11 protein-coding genes are annotated in these 13,572 nt (G+C 39.3%); 6 read left to right on the forward strand and 5 right to left on the reverse strand.

All coding sequences use genetic code 11. From position 1 onward, the window contains the following. Nucleotides 1–5 precede the first annotated feature (5 nt). A complete protein-coding gene (locus L2764_RS10785) occupies nt 6–2,000 on the reverse strand; it encodes a Hint domain-containing protein (protein WP_248940223.1) in 1,995 nt (664 codons plus the stop codon). A gap of 193 nt (nt 2,001–2,193) precedes the next feature. After that, nucleotides 2,194–5,211, reverse strand: a complete 3,018-nt coding sequence (locus L2764_RS10790) for a M4 family metallopeptidase (RefSeq protein ID WP_248940224.1) — start codon at nt 5,209–5,211, stop codon at nt 2,194–2,196. Between the two features lie 688 nt (nt 5,212–5,899). Between L2764_RS10790 and L2764_RS10795 the strand changes: the two genes are divergently transcribed. The 3 genes from L2764_RS10795 (at nt 5,900) to L2764_RS10805 (ending at nt 9,929) form a co-directional block, all read left to right on the forward strand. After that, entirely contained in the window at nt 5,900–6,556 is a 657-nt protein-coding gene (locus L2764_RS10795) for a DUF4136 domain-containing protein (protein WP_248940225.1), read from the forward strand. A gap of 349 nt (nt 6,557–6,905) precedes the next feature. Then, nucleotides 6,906–8,471, forward strand: a complete 1,566-nt coding sequence (locus L2764_RS10800; protein WP_248940226.1) for an endonuclease/exonuclease/phosphatase family protein — start codon at nt 6,906–6,908, stop codon at nt 8,469–8,471. 378 nt (nt 8,472–8,849) lie between these two features. Beyond that, nucleotides 8,850–9,929 carry a hypothetical protein gene (locus L2764_RS10805; protein WP_248940227.1) on the forward strand — a complete coding sequence of 360 codons (1,080 nt, stop codon included), beginning with the start codon at nt 8,850–8,852 and terminating at the stop codon, nt 9,927–9,929. 17 nt (nt 9,930–9,946) lie between these two features. On the opposite strand, the gene L2764_RS10810 is transcribed toward L2764_RS10805, so the two are convergent. Both L2764_RS10810 and L2764_RS10815 read right to left on the reverse strand, forming a co-directional pair. Continuing rightward, the gene (locus L2764_RS10810; RefSeq protein WP_248940228.1) at nt 9,947–10,402 is read right to left on the reverse strand and encodes a hypothetical protein; all 456 of its coding nucleotides are present in this window, start codon (nt 10,400–10,402) and stop codon (nt 9,947–9,949) included. A gap of 552 nt (nt 10,403–10,954) precedes the next feature. After that, on the reverse strand, nt 10,955–11,377 hold the full coding sequence (locus tag L2764_RS10815; RefSeq protein ID WP_248940229.1) for a hypothetical protein: 423 nt from the start codon (nt 11,375–11,377) through the stop codon (nt 10,955–10,957). Between the two features lie 226 nt (nt 11,378–11,603). Here L2764_RS10815 and L2764_RS10820 point away from each other — a divergent pair, with 226 nt between their 5' ends. Both L2764_RS10820 and L2764_RS10825 read left to right on the forward strand, forming a co-directional pair. Continuing rightward, nucleotides 11,604–11,876 (forward strand): type II toxin-antitoxin system TacA family antitoxin, encoded by a 273-nt coding sequence (locus L2764_RS10820; RefSeq protein WP_248940230.1) that lies wholly within the window; start codon nt 11,604–11,606, stop codon nt 11,874–11,876. Further along, the gene (locus L2764_RS10825) at nt 11,873–12,370 is read left to right on the forward strand and encodes a GNAT family N-acetyltransferase (protein ID WP_248940231.1); all 498 of its coding nucleotides are present in this window, start codon (nt 11,873–11,875) and stop codon (nt 12,368–12,370) included. The genes L2764_RS10820 and L2764_RS10825 overlap by 4 nt, the downstream gene beginning before the upstream one ends. 250 nt (nt 12,371–12,620) lie before the next feature. On the opposite strand, the gene L2764_RS10830 is transcribed toward L2764_RS10825, so the two are convergent. Further along, nucleotides 12,621–13,052, reverse strand: a complete 432-nt coding sequence (locus tag L2764_RS10830; protein WP_248940232.1) for a GNAT family N-acetyltransferase — start codon at nt 13,050–13,052, stop codon at nt 12,621–12,623. 392 nt (nt 13,053–13,444) lie between these two features. On the opposite strand from L2764_RS10830, the gene L2764_RS10835 reads away from it, so the two are divergent. Beyond that, nucleotides 13,445–13,572, forward strand: a 128-nt coding sequence (locus L2764_RS10835) for a transposase (protein WP_283106984.1), incomplete at its 3' end; no start/stop codon positions are given.

Raw genomic sequence — 13,572 nt, forward strand, 5'->3', positions numbered from 1 at the left:
AAGAATTATTGCTGACTGTTAAGAAAATCTGTGTGCCAAGATGTCGGAAGACGATTTAACACATCGTCTCTTGACTCAGATTGATATTTAAACTCATTCTCACTCTGCATGCTCAAATCGCCCACTAACAAACCATTGGCATACATAGCAAAACTTTCTCCTTGATCATAATGGCTGTCCCCTTCAGGACGCGCCAATTTCAAGTTATAAACATTATCATCATAATCCACATGACGAATGCTAGTGATCATGACTTTATTATCTTGGGTTTGAATACGGTCGCCCACTTTAAGTGCATTAGCCCAAACAGGTTGGTCCGCCACATTAAGCACAGGATGAGACTCTGTTAACAATAATGTTTCGCCTGTACTGGTGGTAATTTCCACCATAGGAATGGTTTCGACCCCAATTGAAATATCTTCAATCACCAATGGCATATCTTTATGCGGGGAATACTCACTTGCCCCTAATACCGTATCACCGATGTTAAGACGTTCAATAGGCATAGGTTTGCCGCTCGCAAGGGTGATCATCGAGCCTTTTGCTAAACAGCTATACACCATTTGCATCACCGGTTGTTCAAAGAAAAAACTGGTATCCGGATCGGATGAGCCAACAATATAAACCACAGGCGAAGCGGGACGTGTAGGACGCCTTTTGACCGATAAAGCAATATTCATAATCCAATGCGCATCCTGATATCGGCCAAAGAGGCTCGCATCACCAAACATGCCATCATCGCGGGCAATATCCCACGTCAATAACGTCTTATTTGCCGCTTCATCGTAAACAGAAACGATGCTATCAGCGAATAAATCCTGAATATCAGCATAATCGCCATCACCGATGGTCGTGGCCCCCCCATTTTCTTTCGTTTGAATGAAAATATTCGTCGGACGCTGTACCAATGTCGGCAATATGTCTGAAGGCTTATACACAGCCTCTACTTGTCCAGGCACTGATAACTCTCCTTTAAAAGGAATTTTTAGCTTAGTATCTGCGACAGGGGTACTAAGCGGATAAATATTTTCATAATCACAATCACCATAATTACGATTTAAACAAATCGTAATCTTCTGATCGACAATATTGGTGCCTTCGACAGAATTGCTATCGATAGGCGCCTCCAATGTCAACTCAGGTCCATAAGACACTACCGCTCCAGTGGCTGGCGTGCCAAAATCCATAATCGATACTGCAGATGACACAGGAGGATTAAAGGCTGCATCGGCTTCCTCTAAGATCCGTAAAAGATCATCCCGAGAATACTCAATCATGGCATTACGATCTTCTACGGTTTCTACGCCATTTTCATCTTCAGTCACCACGGTTACCCAAGCATCGGCATACACACTTTCAGAGTTTCGAACTAATTCCAGTGCTGAAGCCAAAGGTGCGCTACTCTCAATAGCCTTACGCTTTTTCGTCGTCGTATCGTCACCAAAAAACTCGGTATAGTTAGGTAACGTCACTGCCTGCCAATTTTCATTCACCAGCGTCAAATCAATCATTGTGTAGTTAGTCAATGCACGCTCACTATTAAGCGCTGACGCCACCAAATAAGGCTCATTGGTTTCTTTATGTACTAATACAGAAAACCCCATGTGAGAGAAAAAAGAACATAAATTGGTATCGCCTTCCACACAGTTTCCAGATGTATCATCAGTTGTCATGGCACTCGTTGCCAAAGTCGACAATCTGGCTTTAGCTAAACTTTTTTCACCTTGCTGTTCAATTAAATTAAATAAATGAGGGCGATTTTTCGCATTCAAGCCAAACTTTTCAAAACGGGCTTCCATGCGTTTAACTTGGCTCATTTGGGTGAAATTTGTCTCACCTTGAGATTGAAAAACCTTACCTTTTAACCCGCGAAGCGAGGTTTTAAGCTGTTGTTGTTCAGTGTTAACCGAATGAGATTGTATCACTTCATCTGCAATAGCAGACTGAGATACAATCGCGGAGCCCAGGGCAAGGGCAATGGCCAAACTTAATTTTTTCATAATATCCTTATTCATTTTTTCATTATTATTAAAATTAAGGTAACAACTTAATACCTAGTCGATTGCCCATTTACCATGAGCGAAATAGCACAGTCATTGTATTAAGAGAGAACAAGATACCCCCCCAAAATATCATCATTATTTCTCTCTTAATGACTGAACATTCATGCCACATTAACCGAATCACAGCGCATTACATCGGATCAACATATAAATCTTGATCTTCTACCTCACCCGTTATAATGGTATTGCAGGCATTATCTCCTTCCGCCTCGTCAAAATCCCCCCAATAATCATATTCCACCTTAACTCTTGTTTTAAAAGGAATTTCATTTTGGCCACTGTTATAAGTACTGTCACTCATCAGCATATTGATGCTACTTTTTATTCGGCAATTACTGATACTTTCACATTGATAAGACAGATTATTTGCAACGGCATGTTCACTACTTTCAAAGACTCCATTGCGATTAAAGTCCACCCAAAATGTTGTCCTTATACCTTGATTAGAGGTGATCTGTTTAGCCCAAATTCTCGACATAACGTTGGTATAGACATTTAAAGTGAGCATCTGATTTTGATAACCTTCTAAGTAATCATAAACATCATGGTCAACATAAGCACCCGGATTACGACCTGATGAATTCAATAAGCCACTATAAACACCTGCATACTCAAGCTTGTCGATATAGTAACTGTCACCATCAAAACGATTGCTCTTTTCAGGCATGCATATGCCACCGAGAACGATATCTTGAGTACGGGTATCTTGTGAGCCATCATCATAGGCAACCACTAAATTAACCGAATAAGTCCCTGATTGACTAAAGACATAAGGTAAGCTTTCCCCTTGCCCCATATTCACTTCACTTTGACCCGTTTGCTGATAAGACCAAGTAAATTCAGGATTGCGGCTATCATCTAATCCGTCAGTCACTGCATTAAATTGCACACTTGTCGTACCGGTGATCTCATAACTAAACTCGGCAGTGGGGGGCGTTGCCGCCGCTTCCAACTGTGTTAAAATATCAATCGCCATTCCCTTAGACACACCACCGCATCCCCAAGCAGTAAACTCATCCACAACGACTCTTAATAAAATCTTGCCCACTGTGATATCACTCAATCCTGATAACGTCAGCGTGCCATCGACAATCGGCTTTTCTTCCGCCAATAACTCATCACGATTAAAGTAGCCGTCACGATTCATATCAGCAAAAACAGTCACATTCTTACCGGTAAAGTTACCTTCTAAAACAATAGGTGAGGCATTATTATTCGGTAACGTTAGGTGAGTCGCGTCCACATATTGATAGCCCGAATTCGACATGGCATATTCTTGTCCCATGAAAGTAAACTGGCTAATTTCCCCATTAGGATTATGCACTGTCGGTGTACACAACACTGGCGAAGCATGAATATAATCTTGACTCAACCCTTTTAGCCAAGTGCCATCATTTTTAAGGACGCTAAGTGAAAAGTTAACATGTTTGGCATCCGAAGCGTAAAGGTGCTCGCCAGTCAACATTGCCTCAATACTGGTGCCATTATTATTGTTAACAGACCAATTGACTTGAGTGCCATCGCCCCAATCAACACGCACCTCTTCGATATCGGTCACATCAATAGACGGAGAAACCCAATATTCAGAATGATCATAATGTTTGTTCTGTGTGAAGCTCAACGCATCGATTTGAGTATTGCTGGCAAAGATACCGAGTCTATGTAAACGCTCATCTAATTTAGTTTGCTGGGCATCGACTTCAGATGGAGAGAACACATTATCCACTTGACTCAGTAAACATGTGCCCATTTCATCAAATGTCACACTGGGCGTAAAACAGCTCACATTCGCCCCTAAAAACAACTTAAAGGCTTGCTCATGACTCCAACCATCAGCAACCACTAGTTCATAAAAAAGCTTACGTAAAACACCACCATTATGATGCTTGGCTTTTCCAGCCGCGTAATCCCTTGCATCTTCAATTGAGTAACCATCAAATGAAGGTAATTCAAAAATTCGCATCAGTTCATTATTGACATAGATATCCCACGCATAAGCCCATTCGTTGTCACGCTTATTACCGTAAGCTGTACTGCTCTTATAACTAGCAACTTGTTGATCATCTACGAGGTGCCCTTCGAGGTAATGGTTGGCTGCAATAGCTGAAATATCGCCTAAGCCCTCACCAATAGCCCCCGCTTGCCCCGTTGAGTCTAAATCTCCATTCCATTCACTTAAGGCATGCATAGATTCATGGGCCACCAAGTCAATAGTGGTTAGACTGTAAAACCGACCCGCCCATTGGCCATTACCATAATTCACATATTCGCCATCCCAGTTAGCATCATCCATATGCCCACCAGTGACGCCCAAAGCATGAGCACGTTGCGATAAACGTTTTAAACAATAGTCACCATTGGGTTGCCCTTGGCTATTGATAGGGCAATCGGGTGAATCTGGATTTTGGGCTTTTTGATTAGGAAATAAATCATCTAAATAGGAATGGTACATTTGCATGACCACACCAGCATAAAAGTGGGCATCATTTTCAGGCGAAAAAGAAAAGAAGTCATAATAAGTCGCATCAACTTTTGCTTGTTCAAAGTGCTCTACAGACGTACTGCAATCATACCCATAGGCGGTATCATTATTAGAATTGCTGTCGTACTTAATGGTGGTGATATAATCATTTTCCAGATAACAAGTATCATCCACTTGCGTCACGATAAAAGGGTAACCATCAAATTCAGCAAAAATGGCATTGTCACTTGCATCGTTAAACAACACCTGCGAGCCATTATTGGCGTAAGTCACGCTGTCAACTAAGCTTTCATAGGTTTGACACAGCAGCATCGAATCCGCACTTGGGCTAAAACAGGTTAAACCTAACTTTTCATTACCGCCGCCTCCACCCGCTTTTATTTGAGTACCTGCATTGATGAGGTTATTAACATTGTTCGCTGAGTGAACCCCTGTTGCTTTTGCTTGAATGACTGCTTTTATAGCCGTTTCTAATGAACCTTCTTTATTAGTGAGCTCCCATTGAGGCTGTCTTGGGTGTTCAAGACTATAAGCCCCTGTCGACATCCATGACTGCGTTACCATGTCTTCAGGATGTTCTTTAAGATCCCCTTGCGACGCGAAGACACTCCCACTGATAACAGCACAATTGATAACGAAAAATAAACGCGAAAAACATCTTTCCATGACGGCTCCATCCAACATTGTGTATGATATTCAAAAGCATATTGTATTAGCATTATTCATTCTTTTCGGTAGCTGATCACAAATAAAAAATCAAAAAACCGACAATCAATAAAACCAACAGCAGATTGATACTCTTATTTTTTAAAAAATATTATATTGTTATTATTGAAACTCTATTTTGTTGAAAAGAGAGCTTTCAAAAAAAACAGTTGCATTTAAAGTAGACAAAAATGATTAAATTCTCTCTGCAACTATTCGTAACATTTTCAAACATACTCTATTCTTTTTAACAAAAACATCAACATCTAAAAAACAAAAACACCTCCAATCACACATTAATCACATTATCCTCATGTAAAGAGATGTCTTATTTACCACTAAAAATAATAATTCAAAACGAATGAAAGCTAGATAAGTCAAATTATTAACTCAAAACAAAGAATGAATTAGAATAAAAGCACTAACCCAAGCAAACTTTTTCATGACTTAAATCAAATTCCCAAACCGACTGCATCGATTAAGTTAATTGATTGCATTAATTATCACTAAATAACATTGATAAGATAGAATCACAAAATTAGGTGCCCCTCTCCTCGCTCTTTTAACCACTTGACTGTATTAAAAGCTTGCTCCCTTCTACAATTAAGACTTTAATTAATCTCAACACTCATCAAGTATGAAAATGAATATGCCTTTTTTACGCTCTCTATTCTCAACGTTAATCATTCTTCCCCTACTGGTCTTAAATGGCTGCTCTTCTGTTAAAATTAACCATGATTATGATCCACAATATGCCTATGCCAGTATTGTTAGCTATTATCTTGAATCAAAACTTCAACCCGATCCCGATGATTTACCACTTCCTGCGGCCAAAATAAAAAATATGATGCAAGATTTATCCGAAAGCCTGCCGCCTTTGCCTCCACTGCCAATCGAACCATCCCTTCCAGCAGCAAAAACTCAACCAACGGCCTACTTATATAGACAAGTAGAACAATCCATTAATAACAATTTATCCAGAAAATATCAGCAAAAAAAGAACCCAAGTACCGCCAGTGTCAATGTTTACTATCGAATGGGAGAAGAAACCAAATTGGATATACAAGGCCCAACCTATTCAACAGGCTTCATGGGACCTGGCAGCGTTGTCACCAGCTCACCCGCACGTGTTACCCCTTATCAAGAAGGCAGGCTCATTATTGACATCGTCGATAACAAGTCCAATCAGATCATCTGGCAATCCACGGCAACAGCCAAAATTGATAATAGTATGACACCGGAAGAAAAGCAGACCAAACTCAATGAAACTATCACAAAGATGTTAGCCAGCTTCCCACCCCAATAAAACGAAACACTTGCAAAATATGATATAAGGCTATTCATAGCCTTATATCAATCCGCATTAATAGATGATCAATTAAAATTGAGATTAATCCATTTATACCCAATACCATAAAGCAATAAACACCTTTATCAAAAAAATAATAATATAATGCTTTAGCGCTATAGACTCGCCACCTTAAAACTGATTACTTTATGACTGTTTAAAAAAATATACCGTACATATATCCACGGTATTTAATGACAACGTTATTTATTTAAAATAAAACCCTATCATATTGGTTTTAATGTCTTCGTCATTTATTTCATTTCCCCATTTACTTTTCAGTACTCATTACAATAAGGACAAAAAGATGAGATTAAAAAAGAGCATCATGTTGAGCACAATATTATTGAGTACTTGCATTAGCACTCAAGCACAAGCCGCTTGGTATGATAATGTTTGGGATTGGCTAGAAGATAATGTTGCCGCGCCCGTTGTTGATGCCAGTCAAGTCACTCTTTCATGGCTCGACAGTCACGTTATCGCACCCATTGAAGGTCTCGCCACCGATGTTGATGGTTATGTCTCTATCTTAGAAGCCACCATGTCAGATCATGGCTACCTCAGTACCTATGGCCAAGCTTATATTCCTGCAACACAGGATGCAGGTCCAAACGGAACATTAAACATTATCACCTTCAATATTAAAGGCTTCCCAGAAGCATTAAACGGGATCAGCGATAATGAAGCCCAAGAATTAAGCCAGTTCATTGAAAACTGGCAAGCTGACATTATTGGTTTACAAGAAAACTGGGTGAGAACCGATGCAATCACCTCTCAACTCAGTCTAGACAATTATCCCTATCGTACCCAATACTGGGCTGGCACCCCAACCACCTTTGGTGACGGTTTACTCACCTTATCTCGATATAGCTTAGATCAAGACAAAGTCCAATATCATGAGTGGAATAAATGTAATGGCACACTATTAGAGTATTTAACAGGAGCCGTTTCTAGCCCTGATTGTGCGACAGAAAAAGGGTTTACCATCAGTGAAATTGAAATTGCTAAAGATTTTATCATCCATTTTTATAATCTTCATGGCAATACCGGCCATAATAGAGCCAATAATCAATCAGACTTAAATCAAGTTTCTGAAATGATCCAAGCCTACTCCGCAGGTTTCCCCGTTATTATTGTTGGTGACTTCAATATTTACTTTGAGCAAAACAGTGACCGTGCGCATCAATATCAATTAATGCTCGACTTTAAAGCCCAAACAGGCATGACTTTTACCTGTGAAGAAGAACCAGTCAATGGTGTTATCGAAGGATGTGATCGTATCGATTATATTGGCTACCGAAATAATCCAAAATTTGAATTCAGTCATACACCCCTCGTGGATAATCGCCTAGATCATAATAATATTAGCGATCATGCTCCCAGAATTGGACAACTACATTGGGTCAATACCTATGCTTATAAGACCCCCATCGAATATCCTCCTGTAGATTTAGCTATTTCACTTAAGGCTAGCAGTGGAAAATACTTTACCGCTGAAGGCAATGGCGGCAGCACAGTGAATGCCAACCGAGATGATCAAGGGTCTTGGGAGTCTTTTAACCTCAGACTAGAACAAGCAAGATACTTTACTGGCTGCATTCAAAGTGGCGATCTAGTCTCTATTCGGACCCAAGATGGTTATTACTTTAGTGCTCAAACAGACGGGAGCCTAGATGCTGACCGCACTCAGCTGGGCAACTGGGAAACCTTTAGTTTAATCAATCACGATGATAATTCTGGCTGTTTAGAAAATAATGACCGTATTTCTTTCAGAAGCCATCACGGCCAATTTATCGTCGGTGAAAGTGACGGTGATGCCCACGCCGATCGCACTGACATTGGTGCATGGGAAATAATCACTATCAATATGTAATCGTTAAAGTGCTGAGGGGGGAGTATCCCCTCAAGCAAGGCCTAAATAAGAAAAGTGGCCCAAAAAAAGGCTTGTGATCTTGAATTTAATGCTAAGCGATAAGGTGGAGCCTATTTGCGGTGAACATATCTCATCACTAGTTACCCTATTGAGGTAAAGATTAGATCTTGGGGCTGAACAGTAGACAAGAACAGCCACAACTATTTTATAGTGATATTTATCGGTTTAACCTTCAAGCGTAAAGCCTCCCAGAATATCTAAACTATGAAATCAGGCTTAGTTTTTGACAAACTGCCCCGCCTGTACAATCCTTAACCAAGGACGATTTTATGTTGGTCAGTTATAGTATGATAACAGTATACCCTGAAGGATTTGAAAATGGACGCAAATTCGAAAGGCATGTCTTTTAAGGAAGTTAAAAACTATGGAAAGCGAATTTTTCAAGCCAGATCGATAAAAGCTCATGAGTATGTAATCAATAATCTATCAAAAAAACCAGCCATCCAACAAAAGGCATTTAAAATAATATTTGATGGCACAAATATATTTACAGTCACAGAACTAACCGCCGCATGGAAAAACCTAAAGCAACAAATCAATAAGCATTTGAATGACAAAGCATTACAGATAAACTCTGACTTTATCGACAATGAAATATTTTCGGTTTTTCTGAATCCTGATTTGGCATTTTTAGATGCTGATAATTTATATCAAATGATTAACGTTTCGCTAGTATATAAAATACTTGAGTGCCCCCACCTACACGAAGTATCAAGTATGGTTACTTATAGCGATATACGTCATGCATTTTCAAAAGAGGGGAAGTACGCATATTTTATTCCTTTCATGCTTTGGCCGATTGCAAAACGTTTGTTATTTCCAAGATCAAGAAAAATACGCAATATTATTAGTATGATGAACAAGGATGCTTCATCTAAAAGATACAATAGTAATCTTTATAAAATTGTCGAAGCTAGCGATCTTTCCCTAATGGATAAGGAAAGTGTACTAGGCATGTTTTATGGCGCAAGCTTAAATACAACAAACGCACTGGTAAAAACACTGGCGACTATTTCTGAGTCTCCTGATTTGCAGAAGGACATACAGTGTAATAAAAACCAAATGCAAGCACTAGAATTGATAGTCTCTACGATGTATCAAACGTTATCTACCGATGCAGTGATAAGTGGAACGTTAAGAGTTGGAGATGATAGTGAGATTTATGTTTCAGGGCTCAATCATTATGGTCAATTATCTGGGACGGAAAAATATGTATTTAGTGGGGGCGAAAGATATTGTCCTGGAAAAAAATATGCAACCAAACTAATATCTGAGTTGATATATTCGTTACTAAAGCTAGGTAGCCTTGAATTAATCGCACCTGTTGAGAGCAAAAATAGTCTAGGGTTTAACTTTATTCAAGGCGGCAATATATTCATATTTAAAAAACATCAGTGATTAATTTAAAAATCCTTCTATTTGTTGGGTGATATCATCAAAGTGAAGTCAAAATCACCCAGATTTTCACCACTTTTCTGATCAGAAGCTTGAACTACGACTGGAAATTCCAGCTTTATATTTTCATTGATTACTTTTTGAATATTGAGTGCTAATGATGGCTGATATGAGCTAAAAATCGTGCTACCTCTAAATTTGCTACGTAAGAAAAACTCTCCTTTGTTTACGATAAAGCGTAGGGGAAGATTGCTTTTTTTTATCAGTCGGCTAATGGGAAAGCCCGCTGCACATTCCGCACCACTAAGAATAGGTCCAAAACCAAGCCCTCCCGTAAAGCTTTTATTTGGCCAATGCCCCGGTATAATAATGTTAACCTCATCGTCTTTTACCATATGAAGTTTTGGACAATTTAATGCCAGGTAAGGCATATTAAAGATAATGAAAGTACGAAAAATAAATGTGTCGCTGATCATGGTAACAACCCGAATTCATGTTCAAAGTGCACCTGCTAAAATCATCTAAACATTTCCGCTGGTGTTTGGTCATTTAATATCTTTCTAGGTCAATGATTCATTAAGCTTACAATGTTTTCTCATTTCTTGTCTGAAACATGAAAGAAACCTGCTCCTTTAGGAAAATATCGCCTTAATAGGCCATTAAAAAATTAGCTATAGCCAGCCATTATTATTCAATAACATACCTAGAATCCTTCAAGGCATCAACGCACGTGATCGACCAAACTACGATTTAGGCAATTGTAAGTATCGTCATTGATAATGATTTTCGAAATTGAGCTAAATAGCAAAAATTAATCCGTTTTAAGGTATTGATTCACGACTCAGTTGATTAACTGAGGGGAATAATCTTAATAAGTAAAAGGAATTTAACCTAGTTGCACTATCTTATACTTTCATCGCTAGCTGACAATCCCCTGATAAGTGCCCTCATCGTTGATCTAAATGATAAAATTAATTATAGGAGTCTGAATTATTGTACGTAAATAGTGCGAAGCGTAAGTAAGTACATCATATGACTGTTTTCGTTAAACGTTTAAGTTGATCAATTCGCCTACGTCGGACAACCATTACTGCACATATGACGATTAAAGAGACTAATGAAATGCCTAAATGCTCAAACATGTTAAGTTGCCAACCATCTACATGACATTCGTGCTCCTGACCATTTCTACTCGGCCATTCAATACAGGGAATATATCCTCCACTTAAGAATAGAAAGAAAGACATAATAAAAGCAATAAGTGTCATTGAGACTGACTTATTCCCAAATTTATGAGCTTCTTCCTTCTCAAGGTTAACACCGAGCCTCAAGGCCTCCATTCGCCTCCTACATGCTTCTTCTTTCAAAAGCTTCACGTCACTCTTCTTCCCTGAGGATACAAGCTCATCAATAGCTTTTTCTATTTCATTAACGGTGTATTTTTCTAGCATTTATTCCCGTTCTCTTTTAAAAAATATAGATGATGCACTTCTAGGTCGTACGTGGCAATGCCATTAATGATGTCTATTTATGAGTTCGTAGTAAAAATGCCACGCGTTATACATTCCTATTGCGTAGTTTGTTAGTTTGCGTGCCAAAGTGACACAACGATTGCTTATTGCACACTTTAAGACCATAATACCCATGTGACATTTTGACACAACAGGAGATAACATTATGGCGACGACTTTGCCTCGCATCACCGCTAGAGTGGATGTCGATACACAAGATTTACTGACTAAGGCTGCTGCCATTGCTGGCATGTCGAGTATAAACTCATTTGTTCTCAGTGCGGCAATTGAAAAAGCGAAACAAGTCATTGAGCGTGAGCAAACGCTAAAACTCAGTCAAGCTGACGCTATGTTGCTCATGGAGGCATTAGACCACCCTGCAACACCGAATTCAAAACTGAAAGCGGCCGCTGAACGCTACGAGAGCAAAGCTCAATGATGAATGCGGTACTGCTAGACAAAGCTAAACACGATAAAAAGCGATTCAACTGTGGCATTGAAGCGCTCAACAACTACCTGAAAGTGATGGCGAGTCAGCAAGCAAAAAAAGACAATACCAGAACGTTCGTTTTAGAAGATAATAACGAGAACTCACATATCATCGGCTTTTACTCACTCACAATGACACCTATTGACTTAAAAGCATTGCCCGATAAATTACAGAAGAAACACCAATCATCGACTTCTGGTGGTCTTATTGCTCGTTTAGCTGTCGATGACCGATACAAAGGGAAAGGCTTTGGTGAGTGGCTGCTTATCGATGCACTTCGAAAGCTGTTAGCTGCGAGTGACAGCGTCGCGTTCCCAGTCGTGATTGTTGATGTTAAAGACGGTGCAAAACACTTCTATGAACGCTATGGATTTAAAGCGTTTCAAGATACAAAAAACAAACTCTTCATCACCATTGCTGATGTTAGAGCGAGCTTAGGTTAACCACTGTTATTGTCCGACATCCAGCCTACTTTTACTCATTTAACGTACAAAACGCTGCATTATCGCCATTAAGACACACTCAAAACAGAACAAACCTATTATCTACTTTTGTCGTTAATTATGGGTGGCTTGGTTCTTGTGATCCTTAAACGCTTAGTCATGTGATTTTTCTCGCCACAAACGGAAACGCCCAAAGTTATTAGCCTTGGGCGTTTCTTCTAGCAAACACTGGGTGACGACAAACCGAGCGTTAAAGCGTCATATGCAGAATTGGAAATGGTTTTCCCATCTCATCAAGGGGTGAGCGTGAAACAATCTTAAAACCCATATGCTCGTAAAAACCTACCGCTAATGGATTTTGTTCATTTACGTCTACTTTGGTTGCACCTAACTGCGCGATTGCGTATTGCAGTAGCACTTTACCAACACTTTGGCCTCTTGCTTCGTTTAAGATAAACAGCATTTCAACCTTTGAGTCATGGATTCCCACAAAGCCTAAGATTGAACCACTTTCATTTTTCACACATCTCAAGGTTACAGCGGGAAAAGCCTGCTCAATGATAATGGGTTTAAAAAACGCAATATCTTCTTCTGTTATAAAGTCATGAGTGGCTCGGACTGAATTTTCCCAAACATTCAACATTTCTACGTAATGTTCAGGAAGCACATTGTCTACAATCATAATATTGTCTCTTTAGTTGACTGGAATTCATGTGCAGCCGCGAACCCGTATTTTAGCCTTCATTGATATGAATTGTCCACAAATGCTAAGCTTCGCAGCTTGCTACGTCCAAAATCTGAATAAAGATCATTGACCCCATCAGCAATATAAAAGATTAAAAAAGAGACAAAAAATAAAAAAGCGACTCGAATGATAGTATTCAAGTCGCTTTTTTATTTACTGCTACAACAGATTATTTAATTGTTTTTTACTCCTGTGTCAGCTGAAGAAAAAGCCACATTTTCAGCCCCTTTATCCATTGGTGCTATCACTACAGTACCAGCTAATTTTGATCCTAGGCAGTACTTTCGGACACTCGGCTAAGTGAGTAAAATCACTAACCGAGGTATAATATGATGACAAAGAAAACACGCAAAATACACACAGATGAGTTCAAGAAAGAAGCACTTGCTTTAGCTGAAAGAAATGGGGTTTCCAAAGCCGCAAAAGAGCTGGGTATTCATGAATCACAAATCTATAG

The organism is Shewanella surugensis (assembly GCF_023284005.1).
GTDB classification, from domain to species: Bacteria; Pseudomonadota; Gammaproteobacteria; order Enterobacterales; family Shewanellaceae; genus Shewanella; species Shewanella surugensis.